Annotated in this window: 15 protein-coding genes; 11 read left to right on the top strand and 4 right to left on the bottom strand. The window is 48.2% G+C overall.

Annotation, left to right across the window (positions count from 1 at the left end; translation table 11 throughout):
• Nucleotides 1-178: 178 nt before the first annotated feature.
• From EHQ17_RS03555 to ispF, 3 genes are all read left to right on the top strand, one after another.
• A complete protein-coding gene (locus tag EHQ17_RS03555) occupies nt 179-655 on the top strand; it encodes a hypothetical protein (protein WP_135594742.1) in 477 nt (158 codons plus the stop codon).
• Nucleotides 652-1,626 (top strand): quinolinate synthase NadA, encoded by a 975-nt coding sequence (nadA, locus tag EHQ17_RS03550; RefSeq protein WP_135594740.1) that lies wholly within the window; start codon nt 652-654, stop codon nt 1,624-1,626. The genes EHQ17_RS03555 and nadA overlap by 4 nt, the downstream gene beginning before the upstream one ends.
• A 199-nt stretch (nt 1,627-1,825) precedes the next feature.
• The gene (gene ispF, locus EHQ17_RS03545; RefSeq protein ID WP_135594738.1) at nt 1,826-2,311 is read left to right on the top strand and encodes a 2-C-methyl-D-erythritol 2,4-cyclodiphosphate synthase; all 486 of its coding nucleotides are present in this window, start codon (nt 1,826-1,828) and stop codon (nt 2,309-2,311) included.
• Between the two features lie 192 nt (nt 2,312-2,503).
• Here ispF and EHQ17_RS03540 read toward each other — a convergent pair whose 3' ends face one another.
• The 3 genes from EHQ17_RS03540 to rimI form a co-directional block, all read right to left on the bottom strand.
• A complete protein-coding gene (locus EHQ17_RS03540; RefSeq protein WP_135594736.1) occupies nt 2,504-3,250 on the bottom strand; it encodes an LIC_13076 family protein in 747 nt (248 codons plus the stop codon).
• Nucleotides 3,251-3,329: 79 nt separating this feature from the next.
• Entirely contained in the window at nt 3,330-4,352 is a 1,023-nt protein-coding gene (locus EHQ17_RS03535; RefSeq protein WP_135594734.1) for a glycoside hydrolase xylanase, read from the bottom strand.
• Between the two features lie 203 nt (nt 4,353-4,555).
• On the bottom strand, nt 4,556-4,996 hold the full coding sequence (rimI, locus tag EHQ17_RS03530) for a ribosomal protein S18-alanine N-acetyltransferase (protein WP_135594732.1): 441 nt from the start codon (nt 4,994-4,996) through the stop codon (nt 4,556-4,558).
• A gap of 139 nt (nt 4,997-5,135) precedes the next feature.
• Here rimI and EHQ17_RS03525 point away from each other — a divergent pair, with 139 nt between their 5' ends.
• The 4 genes from EHQ17_RS03525 to EHQ17_RS03510 all read left to right on the top strand — a co-directional run bounded on the left by EHQ17_RS03525 (nt 5,136) and on the right by EHQ17_RS03510 (nt 8,977).
• Nucleotides 5,136-5,483: a DoxX family protein gene (locus tag EHQ17_RS03525; protein ID WP_135594730.1), complete on the top strand. Its 348-nt coding sequence runs from the start codon at nt 5,136-5,138 to the stop codon at nt 5,481-5,483.
• Nucleotides 5,484-5,644: 161 nt separating this feature from the next.
• Nucleotides 5,645-6,529 (top strand): tetratricopeptide repeat protein, encoded by an 885-nt coding sequence (locus EHQ17_RS03520; RefSeq protein ID WP_135594728.1) that lies wholly within the window; start codon nt 5,645-5,647, stop codon nt 6,527-6,529.
• Nucleotides 6,526-7,500, top strand: a complete 975-nt coding sequence (locus tag EHQ17_RS03515; protein WP_135594726.1) for a DNA-processing protein DprA — start codon at nt 6,526-6,528, stop codon at nt 7,498-7,500. Before EHQ17_RS03520 ends, EHQ17_RS03515 begins: the two co-directional genes overlap by 4 nt.
• Nucleotides 7,466-8,977 (top strand): HTTM domain-containing protein, encoded by a 1,512-nt coding sequence (locus tag EHQ17_RS03510; RefSeq protein ID WP_135594723.1) that lies wholly within the window; start codon nt 7,466-7,468, stop codon nt 8,975-8,977. The genes EHQ17_RS03515 and EHQ17_RS03510 overlap by 35 nt, the downstream gene beginning before the upstream one ends.
• 171 nt (nt 8,978-9,148) lie before the next feature.
• On the opposite strand, the gene ygiD is transcribed toward EHQ17_RS03510, so the two are convergent.
• On the bottom strand, nt 9,149-9,919 hold the full coding sequence (gene ygiD, locus EHQ17_RS03505; protein ID WP_135594721.1) for a 4,5-DOPA-extradiol-dioxygenase: 771 nt from the start codon (nt 9,917-9,919) through the stop codon (nt 9,149-9,151).
• A 477-nt stretch (nt 9,920-10,396) separates the two neighbouring features.
• On the opposite strand from ygiD, the gene EHQ17_RS03500 reads away from it, so the two are divergent.
• From EHQ17_RS03500 to EHQ17_RS03485, 4 genes are read left to right on the top strand one after another with little or no spacing between them, the layout of a single operon-like run.
• Complete coding sequence (locus EHQ17_RS03500; protein ID WP_135594719.1) at nt 10,397-16,075, top strand: beta strand repeat-containing protein; 5,679 nt, start codon at nt 10,397-10,399, stop codon at nt 16,073-16,075.
• Nucleotides 16,075-16,539, top strand: a complete 465-nt coding sequence (locus EHQ17_RS03495; RefSeq protein ID WP_246057366.1) for an LIC_10463 family lipoprotein — start codon at nt 16,075-16,077, stop codon at nt 16,537-16,539. The genes EHQ17_RS03500 and EHQ17_RS03495 overlap by 1 nt, the downstream gene beginning before the upstream one ends.
• Complete coding sequence (locus tag EHQ17_RS03490) at nt 16,529-16,918, top strand: Bor/Iss family lipoprotein (protein ID WP_425460674.1); 390 nt, start codon at nt 16,529-16,531, stop codon at nt 16,916-16,918. Before EHQ17_RS03495 ends, EHQ17_RS03490 begins: the two co-directional genes overlap by 11 nt.
• The gene (locus tag EHQ17_RS03485) at nt 16,906-17,241 is read left to right on the top strand and encodes an LIC_10461 domain-containing protein (RefSeq protein ID WP_246057364.1); all 336 of its coding nucleotides are present in this window, start codon (nt 16,906-16,908) and stop codon (nt 17,239-17,241) included. Before EHQ17_RS03490 ends, EHQ17_RS03485 begins: the two co-directional genes overlap by 13 nt.
• Nucleotides 17,242-17,270 lie beyond the last annotated feature (29 nt).

Genomic DNA, 17,270 nt, shown 5'->3' with positions numbered 1-17,270 from the left:
GGTATGATTTAAAAGACGAAAAGAATCGTGTCAATATATTTTAGAATCGAGTCCTTCGGATTTGATCTGGGCTTCCGAGCGATTCCGTTTTTTTGATTGTAGCAAAGATTCATTGGAAAGAAATTGAATCGGAACGGATTTTGCTGTGCACAAACGGATCGTTTTTCAACTCTTCTGTATGATCGTTTTCCTCGGATGTCCCGCTTCTAAAAAAGAGGACGATTCGACCCGACAACAATTCCTCAGTTGGCTGCTCGCTTCCGGTTCCAACCCAGCTTGTGTGGAATATTACACGCAACAAAATCTTTGTCTAAAACAAGCGGTTTCCATCAGCGAAAAATGTTCCGAGTCGGAATTGGATGTTCTGCAAAGCGGAATCCAACCGCTCACACTCCAGAACAGAGAAACTCTGGAGGAGTTGCTTCGTTGTTGGGGAAAATGTAATTCCACGTTCTACGTGACTTATTCCTCTTCCGCTACCGGACATTGCTCCTTCGATTCGGAAGCGGATTATGTCGATGCAAAACGTTCCGGAACCGCAAATGCCGGGAATGTTTGGAGACAATGCCAGTCTAATTGTAACACGGGAGCCGATCCCGGATATCCCAAGCTGAACGGAATTTCCACATCAACAACTTATTGGCCTTACCCATGAAAACCATCGAAGAAATCGCCGAAACGCTCAAAAACACATATATGGAACACGAGGTGGAAGCAAAACTTCCTCTGATCGAAGAGATCCAAAAGCTGAAAAAAGAAAAAAACGCCGTCCTACTCGGACACAACTACATGACCCCCGACGTCTTCCACGGAGTTTCGGATATCACGGGGGATTCGTTGTATTTAAGTAAAGTGGCGGCCGATACGGATGCGGACGTGATTCTTTTTAACGGAGTACACTTTATGGCCGAAACGGCGAAGCTGATGTCTCCCGAAAAAAAGGTTCTGATCGCGGATCTGAAAGCGGGTTGTTCCCTGGCCGAAAGTATCACGAGACAGGACGTGATCGATCTCAAACGAACATATCCGGGGATTCCGGTCGTCACCTATGTGAACTGCACCGCGGACGTGAAGGCGGAAACGGATATCTGCTGTACTTCGGCTAACGCGCTACAGGTGGTCGAATCTCTGGAAAGTGATACGGTCATTTTTTTGCCCGACCGTTATCTCGCCGCCAACGTTCAAAATCTCACGAAGAAAAAAATCATCACTCATCCCGGAAGTTGTATGGTGCACGAAATGTATTCCGCGGAGGACATTGATCTAACTAGGAGACAATTCCCGGGTGTCACCGTGATTTCCCATCCGGAATGTAAGACGGAGGTGGTGGATCGTTCGGATTATTCCGGTTCCACCTCCCAAATGAGCGAATTCATCAAAAAGTCCGGAGCCAAAAACATCTTTCTCATCACGGAATGTTCCATGGGGGACAATCTGCGTTCAGAATTTCCGGACAGACATTTCGTTTCGACCTGTCAAGTTTGCCCGCACATGAAACGGATCACCCTGGAAAAGATACGGGACGCGCTTTTGTACGATCGATACGAAATCCATCTCGATCCGGAAGTGATCGAAAAAGGGAGAATGTCAGTCCAACGAATGTTGGATCTTTCGTTTAAAAAGTGAATCAACCCTTCTTTTCGAAGGCGAAAGACAAACCGAATCTCGGATTTTCCGTTAGACGAAACCGCATATTCGGACTCGACTAACATACGTAAAAATGTAGATACGTCGTTTTCCGGTCGTTTTGCTGGACCACAACTTCGGACGTTCTACTTGCGAACGTAATTTAGAACATTAGAATCATAAAAATTAGGAATTTGGAATGTATCGGATCGGAAACGGAATCGACTTTCATAGACTGGAAATCAACCCGGACCGCCCTTTGATCTTAGGCGGAATCGAGTGCGAATCGGAATTCGCCTTGGTCGGACATTCCGACGCGGACATCGTTCTTCACGCCATTTCCGACGCGATTTTAGGAGCGCTCGCGTTAGGCGACATCGGCCGGTATTTTCCGGATACAGATCCTTCCCTAAAAAATATGAATAGCGGTAAAATCATTTCCAAATGTCTGGAATTGATGCGGGAACGCGGTTTCGAACTAGTCAACGTTGATTGCACCGTGGTGGGTGAACGTCCTAAAATCGCGCCTTTAAAGGAAAGGATTACGAAATCCTTAAGCGTTTTGTTGTCTCTTCCCGCCGATTGTGTTTCCGTTAAGGCGACCACCACGGAAAAAATGGGCGCCCTAGGAAGACAGGAAGGGATCGGCGCATTCTGTTCGATTCTTTTAAAAAGAACCGGATAAAAAAAGAAACCGTAGGTGTTCCGACGAATTTTGATCCGACCGTGGTTTACGAAAAAACGGGGAGTTCCCACACCGATCGTCGTCGGCTCGATTATCGACCGGAACAGGTTTGTTCGGCGGAAAAATCCGTTTCCTTCCGGTCCGACCGCGCCGAATTTCCTTTCTAAAACGTAGGAACTCCCCGTTTTTTCCCTAGTACGGAAGTTTTTCGAACGCGATTCTGGAGATATCGGACTTCAAAAGATTCCTCTTTTCGTGGACGGTTTTCGGAATCTTCATATCGATCTTATGCAGAGTGGATTTCAAAATCGTAACCTTCTTACCGTCAAACCCCTCTAAAATCACCTGTTTGTCGTCCTGTCCGACCTGTTTTCCGTCGATCGTGGAACCGTCCCGTAAAAATGCGCGATCTGTAAATCCTCCCGCAGGATCGGGGACCGTAACTTCTATCAAAACGGCAGAATCGTCGAAGCCGAGAATTTTTACCTGAGTCAGGGTATCCCCGGACTTGAGATGTAAAACGATCTTTCCCGCGGCGGCCATCTGATACAAGGTCTGATCAATGGAACTTTCCTTTTCGGGATTATACGCGCTTACGAAAAGGTTCTCGTCGCAGAATTCGAAAGTCCTCGTCCGTCTAACCAGAGTTATAGCCCAGCCTCCGACCGCGGTTACGGCGTAATCCTTCCAGTTGGTGACTTCGGTGACGCGTAACGTCTGTCCCGGAGAAGGTTCAGGCTCGGAATTCCTAAAAACGGGAACCAAACCGAAAAGAAAGGAATACAGCGGATCCACCGCAACGACCTTACAATTCGTCGCGTCCGCCGAGGCGAGGATCGTTCTGTGATTTTTATCGGAACTGATCCGTTGATCGATCTTACAATCGAATTGAAACGCAAGCGCGGCGATAAAAAAAGGAATCAGAATCATATGTTTCATTTTTGGAATCAACCTCGGAACTAAAAACTTTTCGTGTTTCTCCGCGTGGGGGCAATCCTATAAAACCGAACACTCCCGATTAGGAAGCGAGGTTGTACATACAACGAAGGGCTTTTCCTTTGCTGCTTTTCGCGTGCGAGGTCGTATTGCTCGCACCGCCGAATTGGATGACCTGCACGCTCGCGGCCGAACAGATATCCGAGGTCCAATAATACGCGTTCACCGTGTTCGGGAACAAAGAGACGTCGATCGTCGAACCCGTGTTACCCGGACATTGATCCGCGGATCCGAAACACAGGGGCCCTTTCGAATACGTCGGACAGGAAGTCAAAAGATCCAAGTCGTTGAACGAACCGGGACGCAACACGTCGTTGGGAATTCCCGGCGGAGCCAAAACCCGCTGCATTTCATGACAAGCCGCTTCGTATAAACCGTATGGATCGCAGGAAGAATCGTCGGTATTACAAAAAACCGTTTCTAAGTTCGCGCCGAAATCGTCGGCCGCGGATCCGATCCCCTGACAGTCGTTAAATCCGGGCCTCCAAACCTGACCGTAGGAACACTTCGTCCAAAGAATTCCGGAAAGAATCACGGTTCCGTTTACCCGGTCCGCAGGCAAAGCGGGTGTCACGGTAATCGTATAATTTTGGGAAACGCCGTTTTCGTCCGTGAATCTGTAAACCACTGGATTGGTAAAATTCTGAACCGTAGATCCGGAAACCTGTGCAACACCTCCTACCTCCAACTTGGAAGAAGCCGGAATGACAAAGCTCGCCTTCAAAGAAGTCAAATCCGTCGCGTTCGGCACCGCGACCGTGACCGAAGAATTCGGCTGATTCTCGGTGATTCCACCGGCACAAACCCCGGCCGCACAATACGTAGAAAACGAAGAAGATAAATCGAAACCGAACCCTTGGATACCGTTGGCTCGCGGTTGAAACACCGAAGCCAAAGCGGCCGCACGCTGTTCGTCACAACCCGCACAATTTTCCTTTGTGGGAAAAAACGTCTCGGAAACCGCCTGAGAAATAGGATTTAAAAAACAATTCGAAATAAAAGCGCTTACAATGAAGAGGAGAGCGATATACGAAATTCTTTTCATATTATAATTTTCCAATAAGGCAAGTGTATACCGGGAGAAAATAACTTTCACCTAAAAAAGGGCGTAAAAAACAATCGGCACCAAAAAAATTCGACTTTTCCCGTTAATGCGACAACGCTCGAATTTGTTTAGAATTTTTGAATGAAAGAAAATCGTAACAGTCATTCCGTAAAACCGCGACCCTCGACCGTACTTCCGTGGCCTTAGGCTTCGAAATTAGAGATCGTGGAAGCCTCCGGAGGCGTTTTTTTGAAAATCCAGGCGTCGGAACCGTCTTCGTAATAGCGTTTTCGTACGTGGATTTTTTGAAATCCGCAACTTTCGTACAAACCGATCGCGGCGGAATTCTGCGAAGCTACCTCTAAGAAAAAAGTTTTTTCGGATTCGAGCTCCGACAAACGATCCAAAAGTTCTTTGCCGTATCCCTTTCTTCGTCGGGAAGGATCAACCGCGATTCTATAGATCTCCACCTCGTCCCCCGCCACTTTGTAGAGAACATAACCGACGTCGTTCAAACCGATCCCTCCGAAAGAAGAAAGATGAGATTCGATCATCTTCTCCGTCCAGGCGTGTTCCGAAAAACAGAGCTTCTCCAGAAAAAGGATCCGTTCCGTATCGGTTTTATCGAGAATTTTCGTTTCCAAAGCCGGCCGCTTTCCTCGTTTTTCGATCAAATTTCGATTCGGACAGTCCAATATTCAATCTAGATTTACTCCTAAGGTTCGGAGGAGTTCCCACCCCTCAATGGAAGCCGAGTTCGGGCCTTAGGATCGAGGAGTAGTTATGAAAAAAATAGGAAAAATCGTATATGCGGTGCCGTTTGCGATTTTCGGATTGTTCCACTTTCTTTCCGGGCCGGCTATGGCGGGACTCGTTCCGTCGTACATTCCCTTTCCCGTCGTATGGGTGTATTTGCTCGGTTTGGCGTTGATCGCGGCTTCGGTTTCCATCATTACGGGAATCAAAACCCACCTTGCGACGATTCTTCTCGCCGTTCTTCTCGGAATTTTCGTGGTATTGGTCCACCTTCCCGGAGCGGTTGCAGGAAATCAAATGTCCACGGCTTCCCTCTTAAAAGATGTTTCCCTGTTAGGCGCTGCGCTTCTGATCGCAGGCAGCACGAAAGACTGATACGTTTGAAAAGCGGAGTTTTTTCTCCGCTTTTTTCTTTTTTTTCGCCTTTGCTTTCCCTTCCCTCGTCTCCCGGAACCGTTCATTTCGAAGAGGGGAGTTTTCGATCTTCTACCGATACATTCACTAAGGAAGAATCCGTCCCTCTCCGAGGAAGTTTCATGTCTCAGAACATTCTACGATTTATCGTCCTTTCGATTTCACTCTTGGCGCTTTCCTGCGAACGTTCCAAAAATTTCGGATTTCAAAATCGGGGCGATCGACCTCCTTCCATCGAAGACCTCGAAGCCTGGAAGGAACGCCTCGCCATGGAGGAAGCCGAGATCGCGGAGTTGGAAAAAAAGATCTCCTCGATGGCGCAAAAAACCAGATCCGCCGGAGCCTTGAGCTGGAAAATCGCGCAAGGTTATATGAAAATCGGAAACTACGATTTGGGGGTGAAATACTACAACCGCGCTCTTCAGGAAAACAACGAAGGAAAAAAGGTGGAAGTCGTCGGAGCGGAACTTCACTTCTTCGAACCGGCCATCCCCTTTTTCGAAAAGGCCCTCCTTTTAAAACCGGTCGATCAACAACTTCTTTTCGAAACCGCGCTCGCCTACGCGAACGCATCCAAGGATCGGGGTTGGGAATCCGTCCGCAGACAAACTGCGATCGACCTGTTCACACATCTTTCCCTCCAGGACCCTAGGGATTCGAGATTTCCGTACCAACTCGCTCTCATCTATTTCGATTCTTCGATGGCGGATTCCTCTTGGGAAGGAGTGAGCGCCGGATATCACGATCAGGAAAAGGCGTTACACATCCTGGACGATATTCTCAAAAAGGAATTCAGGAACGTGCCCGCCCGTTTCGCAAAGGCCAACTTTTTATACAGACTCGGAAAAAACCAGGACGCAAAAGAGGAATATCTCAAGATCAAAAAGACGATCGAGGAATTGAACGACGCGGGTCTAGTCCGCGAAGGTCTGGAAAAAAACGATTCCTACCGCAACGTAATGCAGAATTTGAAACGGATCGAGGAAAACGCCGGCGGAACGGAATGAATCCGTGTTTTCTCGCCGACCCGGACGTCTCCAGAATATACGTTAAAAATAGAATATTCGAAAAATATAATTCTTTAGAGGAATGGACCCGGGTTCTTTCTTCCTCTTTCCCCGCCTCGATCTTCGACCGGGCCGGCTCGGCCGCGGAAAGGATTTCCTCCGAAGTAACGGATCTCGGTTTTTCCGTGCTCACCGGTTTCGATCCGGAATACCCTTCCCTTCTGAAGCAGATCTACGATCCTCCGGCGATTCTATTCCATTACGGAAACGTAAACGTATTGCAGGAACGACTCGCCGCGGTGGTCGGAACAAGGGAACCTTCTCCCGTGTCGAAGTTCGTATGCGAACTCCTTCCTTCGTATCTAAAGACGCATAACGTTTCCGGAATCGTATCCGGTCTCGCCAAAGGAATCGACGTGTGTGCGATGAGTTGCGCTTTGAAGCGGGGGATGAAGGTGATCGGAGTAATGGGAACTGGACCGGAAAACGAATATCCGTGGGAAAACAAGGATCTTTATCGCGACATGAAACGTTCCGAAAACGCGTTGATACTTACCGAATATCCGCCCGGACACAGACCTCTCAAGTATTCCTTTCCAAAACGCAATCGTATCATCACAGGACTTTGCGAATCCGTTTTTATCATGGAGGCACCCGAAAAGTCGGGTGCGATTTCCTCCGCGTACAACGCCTTGGATCAGAACAGGCAGATCTACGTGTTTTCACATCCCGCGCAGACAAAGAACGGAGGCGGTGAAATTCTCATACGCGACGGAGCAGAACGACTCGATCTCGAAACGATTTCCTTCGGACGAGAGGAAATCGTTTATATCGAAGACCTTCTACCGGAATCACAATCGGAAATCCCGGGAATGCTTGCAGAACTTTCCGAGAAACGCTTTTCTGGCGAGTGGAAACCGATCGGTTCCGGTTATTATGCGAGAAAAACTTATTTCCAACCTGGTTCTTAGGCTATCTAAAACGGCGCCCGCTTGGTCCTTAGGCGTATATAGGATCGTATTCGGGCTTCTATTATTCGTAGTAGCGTTTCGTTATTTTTCACACGGATGGATCGAAAAGTATTTTTTAGAACCGCAATTTCACTTTAAATTTTTCGCATTTTCCTGGGTAGGCGTCGCTCCTGCTTGGATCCTCTATCCGATGTTTTCGTCTCTACTTTTCTTTTCGGTCTTTATCTGTCTCGGAATCTTTTACAGGATCTCCGTAGTATGTTATTTTCTTATCTTCTCCTACGTAAACCTGCTGGAAGTAGCAGTATATCTGAACCACTACTACCTAATAACCCTTCTTTTATTTCTGATGATATGGATCCCGGCGGACAGGGCGTTCAATCTATTTCATATTTTTAGAATATTCAAAAATAAAACCATTCAAGAGATACAACCGGTCCCCGTCTGGGGTTTGTATCTCCTCCGTTTTCAGATCGGGGTCGTGTATTTTTTCGGAGGAATCGGAAAACTCGTTCCTGATTGGCTGATCGACGCCCAGCCGGTCCGTATTTGGCTGCTGAGGAATTCGGACCTACCGATATTCGGCCCCACTTTGTCCATGCCGGTCACCGGATATCTGTTCAGTTATGCGGGACTTTTTTTCGATCTATCGGTGCCCTTTCTACTTTTAAACCGTAAAACCAGGGCCTTCGGTTATGTTCTGGTTTTGATCTTTCATTTTCTCACCTGGAAGTTGTTTCCGATCGGGATGTTCCCCTGGGTGATGATAGCCAACGCTACGCTCTTTTTTTCACCCACGTGGCCGCTCGATCTGTTCGAATTTATGAAAACCAGAAGTATGATTCCAGATCGCGAAAACATTCTGCATTTCCTTTGGACCAGGTTTCCGATTCACTTTAGAAAATCATTGATTAGAATTTTGGAAATATTCGTTTCTTTTTTAGAACGAAAATCGACGGAAATCGACGCGTATCTTACCGCAAAGACGGGAGAACTGAGACGGAGATCCGTCGTTTTACTTTCCGACCGTCCCCTTCGTTACTTTTGGATCCTTTATATCCTGTTGCAGATCCTACTTCCTCTTCGGCATTTTCTTTATCCCGGAAACCATCTCTGGACCGAACAGGGATTCCGCTTCGCCTGGCAGATCATGCTCGTACAAAAAAACGGAATCGCGTCGTTCCGAGTGGTAAATCAACAGACCGGAGAAACCAACGTAGTACTTCCGGAATCATATCTGAACGAAATCCAAAGAATCATGATGAGTTATCAACCGGATATGATTCTTCAGTTCGCTCACTGGATCGGAAAAAACGAAAAGGAAAAGACCGGCCAAGACGTTTCGGTTTACGCGGACGTAATGGTTTCCCTCAACGGAAGAAAAAGTCAGATTCTCATCGACCCGGATCGGGATTTGACGAAGGTGGAAAATACTCTTCTCAACAAGGAATGGATCCATTCCGGAGACGATGAATGAGCTCTCCTAGTTATATTAGAAAAAATTAAAGTAAATCTGCCTTATATGTATTTTCGCAACAAAAACACGAAATCCTATCCCGATGGAAAATCCGCGGTCATTCTTGTTGCGACTTCCGGACTCTCGAACTTCCTAAAACAGTTTCTCCAATTCGTTTTAAAATAATTCTATTTAAACGGAAGTAAACGATCTCATGGAAACGGATCGATTCTGAAAACTATGGTGAATAAAACGCACCCTTTCTTCCGGCCTCATCGCGCCTAACACGTAAAAGACGGGCTCCAAGTGTTCCGTGGTGGGCGCGGACAAACGGGCGATATCCCCTTTTTTATGGAATTCTAAAATCGCTTCGTCGTTCCTCGATTCGAGAGATTGACGGACGAACTCGTCGAACTCGATCGCCCAATCCGAAGGAGTCGCGTTTACGTTATGGAAATCGGCCTTACCCAGATTGTGGACGATGTTTCCGCTTCCTACGATCAGAGTTCCTTCGTCCCGCAACGGCCTCAATTCCTCGCCGATCCGATATTGTTGTTTCGGATTCAGATTGGCGTCGATACTCAACTGAACCACGGGCAGATTCGCGTTCCGAAATAAAAAATACAAAACACCCCAACTACCGTGATCGATCCCCCATTCCTTCGTAGTTTGCACCGGAACGCTCCGGATTGTCTCGCGAATCCGTTCGGCCAAACGTTGGTCTCCCGCCGGTCTGTATTGGATTTTATAAAGCGGGTCCGGAAAACCGTAAAAATCGTAGATCTGTTCCGGAGGATCCGCGTCGCAGACATAAGTTCCTCTCGTCTTCCAATGCGCCGAAACGACGAGAATATTTTTTACCGAATCGAGAGAACCCCCGAACGTCTCCAAACTTCTGGTAAAATCGGAAGGAAGGATCAGATTCATCGGAGATCCGTGACCGAGAAATAAAACGGGATTCATATTGTAAATTAGACATAAACGCGGACAAAAAAGAAACCCGCTTTTGAAGGACTTTCGTCCGGTTTGGCAAAATACGAAAAAAACACGATCCGAACTTTCCGGTTTTAAAAAAAAGACCGGAAACCCCTAATTCTTTCCGTTTCACATCCGAGATTGTACAGGTAAAAATCTCCGGAATCAAAAATCCGATTATATTAATTTTTTATAATATACTAAACTATGAAAGAAATCCGACGGCTCCAATCAGACGAATCCCTTGAGAGACGGCCCCGTCTTTTTGTAATAAAAGGAAGGCGCGGTACTTCTTATATCCCAAAGGTATGGCAATTTATATCAATTCCGTGTCGGATTAACGCTTCGGACAAAATCTCGATCGGCGATAAAATTCACGTTAGTCACTTTGTGCGAAAAAAATACTCCGAATGCCGGAATTCAATACATCTAAACGTCGAAAATTACAACGAAAAGATCCGTTCGATGAGACAAAGAGTTTTTATTTTCATTTCCCTAATTGCACTTTTCCAAAATTGTATGGCTTGGCCGTTGATGACCGGAGCCCTCGGTTTGGCCGCCAAAAAAAAAGGAGGAGGAACATTTTTCCTTTTACCACCCGGATCTTCGCAAGCGAGCATAACGCGCATCGAATTGACATCCCGGGAAATTTCCATAGCCAAGGGAACCGGTTCCGTCCTTAACGTCACAGCGATTTACGACAACGGAACCAACGAAGACGTCACCGCCTCATCGGACATAACCTCCTCCGCACCGACGATCGCATCCGTTCAAGGAAACCTGATACGAGGAATTTCAACCGGTTCCTCATTTTTGAATGCGGAATACCAAGGATTCACTTCTCTGTTAGAGATATCCGTTACGCCCGCTTCCCTCATTTCCATTCAGGTTACGAGTTCGGAAACCGGGGCACTTCCTCTGGGAACCGAGCGCCGTTTATCCGCGACCGGTCTGTTCTCCGACGGAAGCAATCAGGATCTGACGGAGGATCCGTTGACGACTTGGTCGTCTATGAACGTCTCCGCAGTTTCCGTGAATTCGGAGGGAATCGCAACGGCGCATAACGTAGGAACCGCCGACATCCGCGCAGCCTTTCGAGGACGCCAAGGATCGTTGCCAATCGTAGCCGGAGCCGCGATCCTTTCCTCGATTCAGGTGACTCCTTCCGTTTCCGGTGTTGCATTGGGAGGGGAACAACAATTCATAGCCACGGGAATTTACTCAGACTCTTCCTCGCAGGATTTAACATCTTTCGTCACGTGGACCGTATTGGATACCGAAGTCGCCGTCATCGGAAGCGACGGAATCGTCCAAACCAACGGACAAGGTTCCACTTCCGTGTTCGCCTCTTACGGGTCCAAAATCGGATCATCCACGTTAACCGTAACGGCGGCTTCCCTCGTTTCCATTTCGATAACTCCGACAAACCCGTCCATCTCCAAAGGATCGATTCTCAATTTCACCGCCACGGGAGTATTATCGGACAATACCACGTTAGACGTCACTGATCAGGTCTCTTGGACTTCGTCCGATACGAATGTGGCGACGATCTCAAACGCAAACGGAAGCCACGGATCGGGCCGAGCGGTCGATTCCGGAACGACCACGGTCACTGCGTTTATAGGAGGTGTGGAAGGCTCCACCTCGCTCACGGTGAACGCCGCCCAACTGGTTTCGATCGCGATTACGCCCGGATCCCCGTCCGTCGCAAAAGGACTTACCGAACGGCTGGTAGCCACGGGAACGTACTCGGACAATTCTACGCGGAATATAACCTCCTCGGTGACCTGGTCCAGTTCGTCCTCTAATACGACCGTTTCCAACGCGGCGGGTTGGGAAGGGGTCGTTCAAGGGAATACGACCGGAAATTCCACGATCACCGCTACCTTAGGATCAATTTCGTCTAACGTTATATTCACCGTCTCTTCGGCTGTTCTTACCGCGATCGAAATTTCACCGCATCATCCTTCCTTGGCGAAGGGATTGTCTCGTCCGTTTAACGCCGTGGGAATTTATTCCGACTCTTCCAACGCAGACATCACAACCGCGGTCACTTGGAATTCCTCGAACACGATAACGGCCACTGTTTCCAACGCGTCCGGAACGGAAGGAACCGTTTACGGAAACTCGGAAGGATCCTCCGAGATTACCGCCACGCTGGGATCCGTCACGAGTCCCGCATCTGCGTTAACCGTCACAGCCGCGGAACTCGTTTCCATCGGAATCACACCGTCCTCTTCTTCGAAACCCAAAGGTCTTTCTCAGAGTTTTATAGCGACTGGAGTTTTCACGGACAACTCGGTTCAAGATCTAACGGAACAAGTTACTTGGTCTTCTTCGGACGAAAACGTCTCGACGATTTCCAATGCGGCGGGAAACAGAGGAACGGCAAACGCCTCGCGGGAAGGTTCCTCCGAAATATCGGCGACATTCGGCTCCGTAACGAGTCCTTCCGTTTCGTTTAACGTAACGCCCGCGATTCTTGTTTCGATCGCAGTCACTCCCGCCAACTCTTCGCTGGCAAAAGGTCTTTCGGAAAGATTTTATGCCACCGGAACGTATTCCGATAATTCGACCGCCGACGTGACCGCTTCCGTAACCTGGTCCACTTCCGACGTTTCCAAAGCGCAGGCCTACAACACTTCGGGCGAAGAAGGCAAGATCGTCGCCGTCAATACGGGCAACGTTCGAATCACTGCGACTTACGGAGGTCTATACGGATCCGCCGACTTGACCGTATCTTCGGCGGTATTGGTTTCCATTCAGATCACACCGACAAATCCGTCCGTCGCCAAAGGACTGAACAAACGCTTCTCAGCCACGGGAACATACTCGGACAATTCTATTCGTGATCTGACTTCGTCAGTTACTTGGTTTTCCTCCGACTCTTCAAAAGTGATCGTCGATAATTCATCCGGTTCGGAAGGAATCGCCATCGCTGAAAATTTAGGAAATTCTAATATATCCGCGACATACGCGGGAATAAGTAGCGCGGCAAGTGTAATGACTGTGACGGCCGCCGAGCTCGTGACCGTAGTCGTGAGCCCTCCTTCTCCCTCCAAAGCGAAAGGACTAACACAACAATTTTCCGCAACGGGGATTTTCACCGACAGTTCGACTCAAGACCTTACCTCGCAGGCGACTTGGTATTCTTCGGATTCCGCCGTTGCACCCGTCGGCAATTCATCATCTAACGTCGGTTTGGCGACTGCATTATCTTCGGGATCGGCGGATATCTACGCCGTTTACGGTTCGTTTACGAGTAATACCGCGAACTTCACGGTAAACCCCGCGGCATTGGTCTCTATCGAAATCAATCCCGCGAATTCAAATCTCGCCAAAGGACTTAGCCGTCAATTCTCGGCTTTAGGAGTGTATTCGGACAACACCAATCAGGATCTCACCGATTCCGTAACTTGGTCGAGCTCCAATGCAGCGTCTTCCACGATCTCCAACGCGACCGGAAGTAAAGGATTGGCCGACGCGCTTCAACCGGGAGTAAACACCGTATCCGCAACCTTGGGTTCCGTTTCGTCTAACACCGATTTAACGGTAACCGCCGCGGTATTGGTCTCCGTTTCCGTATCGCCCACGAATCCTACGATCAATGCGACGGCTACGAAACAATTTTCGGCGGTGGGAACGTATTCCGATGCGAGCACGATCGACCTCACCGATACGGCCGTATGGAACAGTTCGAACGTAACTTCCGCTACCGTAAGCAACGCATCCGGAAGTAAAGGTCTGGCTACGGGCGTTTCCGCGGGAACACCTTCGATATCGGCAACTCACTCTTTCGTGACAGGCAACACTACGTTAACCGTCAACGCCATCGACACCGTAGCCCCCGCGATCGTTTCCGCAACTTCGCTTTCCCCGACTTCTATCCGTATTGTATATTCAGAAAACGTAAATAACTCCGAAGCCCTTACTCTCTCGAACTACAAAGTGATCAACGGTTCTTCGTTCGGAGGAGCCTGCTCGGATAATTCGGACTTTACCGGAAACGTTCAAACGGGAGATTTCGCGTTGAGTTCTATTTCCGGAGGGGGAAATACGTTCACGATAACCCTATCTTCCTCCCAAATTTCGGGAAAAACGTACACCGTCTCCGTTAACAAACCGGGAATACACGACTTATCGTTCTCTCCGAACTCTCTCGGTTGTCCGAATAACGCCGATTTTACGGGACAAGAACAGCTCAAAATTTCGGGCGCGGTATGCGACACCGTAGGAAGGGTCATAGTATCCTTTTCGAAACCATTGTATTCGGGTACGGACGTCTCAAAATCGGCCGAGTGTTCCAATGCATCACAATGCGCTTTGCGGTATAAATTGACCGGGGTTTCCTCTCTTGGAAGCATACATAACGTTAGAATTTTGGACGGAAGCGTCTGCGGAGGAGCCCCTGCGGATTCTTCGAAAGTATGTCTAACACATTCGTTGTCCCAATCCGGAGGACAATATACGATCATCGCCGCCAACGGATTGGATCAGGATGGATTCGACAACGTAACTTGGGGAGCGATACGTAACTCCTCCGATTCGGAAAGTCTTCAGTCTTCACCTAAAGATAGAACGAGTTTTATCGGCTGCGGAAGTTCTCCGGTAAATTTTGCGGACGGACCGATCGCAACCAATCCTTTCGGAGACGACTCTTCTTTCGGTTATTTGACCGGTTACAACGGAAGGATTTATATCGGTCCGAATACGAACGGAAACCAAGCGGTTCGTTTCAACTACGACGGAACTTCGCCGGAATCGGTGTCCTTCTCTTTTACGAAGGACACGACTTCCTCCTCCGGAAACTCGAACGTTTCGTCTAACAGCGCCTCAACGAGAGACGGGGGCATCGGAGTTCCTCCTTACGTGACGATCGGACACACCGGATGCACGTCGAATAACGCGAATCAGGCGACTGGATGCGGGCCGGATAACGAAGACGGACGGGGGATTTTCGCGACGGGAACGTTAGGCGGAACTGCACACATCCTAATGGCCGGTTCTCGCTCTTCGGAAAATTTCAATTATATCTACTATTCCTCGGACACGGACGCAGGTTTGGATTTCAAATACATAGACATGGGAACGATCACCGGAACGGTCACGGCGGGAACTTCCGCGATCACAATCCTTAACGACAGGATCTTTTCGGGTTTTGCGAAACGAAACCAAAGTTCCAATTCACCGGACTTCGGGAAAATAACCTTCAATACCTCGGATTCATCAAGATGTACGATCGGAAGTAATTGTAATGCGAACGACGGCTCGAGGGGAGACCGTTTCAGAATCGATCGTATGCCGTATTTCGGCGGAGGTTCCCAAGAAGGCGACAACTCATCGATCAACTGGGCGTATTATGTGGGAATAGATTCTCTTTTCGTATTCAACGGAAAAATTTATGCGGCCAACGGCGGATTTCCGAACACGGCACATAACGGAAGTATAATACGTTCCACGGGAGGAAATCCTTCTCCTTGCGGCGGGATCGACAACTGTCCTGGTTGGACGGATGTCGCACCGAGAACGAACGCAAAGTGGCACAACGGAAGTTCCAACAATTGGTTTTCGCTCGAGCTTGTGAAATACTACGATTTAATTTCGGCGGACAAGGCTTTCCCGCAATTCGCCGAATTCAACGGAAAACTTTTCGCCGCTAGAACCGTATGTGTGACTCCGCAGAGCAATTCCGGTCTACGTGGTTCGGTACAGACGATCCCCGGTTGCACTAACGGCAGTTATACGAATCGACGACCTCAACTTTGGAAATGCGATCCTACGCTCACCGGGAACGCTTCCGATTGCGACGCGGGGGATTGGAGCGTTGTCGGCGACGACGGCGCGGGATTTACCAATTTCGGAAATTCTTCCAATCACAGTATCACGATGGTGGTCAAGAACGGTTCTTATTTGTATATCGGTTTCGACAACGAAAACGGAATCCAGGTCTGGAGAACCAATATACAAAATCCGGGTTCCGCTTCGAACGTATGGGAACAGATCGGAGGAAACGGATTTGGAGATTCCCTTAACCGTCAGATTTATTCCGCGATATCAGGAACCGAAGGCGGCGTAAACTACATTTACATAAGCGCGGGTAAAAACAATCAGCCCGTACGCGTTTACAGACAACAAAACGACTAATGAAAGAATATAAAAAAATCATGATATTCTTTCTCTTCCTCGCGCAACTATCGTCCGTTGGATGCGATACCGATCCGATTGAGGAGCGTATTCCGTTCATAAAGAACGATCAAAACGGAATGATACGTTCCCAATCCTTTCTTCACGGAAGGATGGAAGCGGGAACTGATCGGAGAACATATTCTTTTTTTCTAAAACAAGCGGAGAATATACAGGGCGTTTTCCAGGTCGATTCCGTCGATCCGGAGCTCAAAATCCGACTTATAAGAACCGGATATCCGCTCGGATCGAAGACGGATTGTATAAATATGAATTCAGGAAACACATATTCGTGCAGAATAGAAATTCCATCCTTGGAAAGGGGAAAATATAAACTCTCCGTGTTCCGCGATCTCGCAGAACGAGAAGGGGATTTCAATCTTTTTGCTGGAATATTCGGAAAAGGTTATGTCGATATCGAATGATAGATTCTTTCTTAAGATTGCACTCGCTGCAATTCTTCCATTTTTTTTCGGAACGTTCGCCGCATGTCAACACGCCCGAGTGCGTTTTCCGCAGGATCCGCCGAAATCCTGTCTCATCGCGGCCAACCAAAAACAATGTAAAGCCGCAATGGAAGAGAGGGAAAGACTGAACGCGCAACCTTCTCCGGTTCACACGATTCCTCAGGCGTTTTATTTCTGGGGAATGAGTCCTAAAAATTATCCCGTAGAAACGTCTTCGTATTGCGCCAATGGGGTGCGGGAAGTGCATCAGTATTCCACTTTTTTCGACTCATTATACGAACAACTTACGTTAGGAATCTATTCCCCTCGGACATTGGAATTGGTATGTTACAATTGATCAAAAGGATTATTATAGAACGTTCTCCGAAAGTCGCAGTCGCCGCGCTTGTGTGTTTTGTTTGGACTTGCCACAATACTACATTACAAATTTCTCATACAAAAGAGTTCGACATTCCGGCACAAAACGAAATTCCGAACGAGGAATTCAAACAGGGCGGGCTTTTAGCCGGTTTGATCGAAACGTTTTCCTCTCCGGAAGCGAAATGCGCTTCCGGAAAACCTCTGATTCAAATTCGGAGGGATTTTATGGACAACCTGATCCATTGGACGATCGGCGGAGTTTATACGAGAAGGACCGTGCGTATCTTCTGTAAAAAATGAACGATCGACGCCGAATGTGCCGCCAAATC

The organism is Leptospira gomenensis, assembly GCF_004770155.1.
Classification (GTDB): domain Bacteria; phylum Spirochaetota; class Leptospiria; order Leptospirales; family Leptospiraceae; genus Leptospira; species Leptospira gomenensis.
This window is presented reverse-complemented; position numbering and strand designations above follow the sequence as displayed.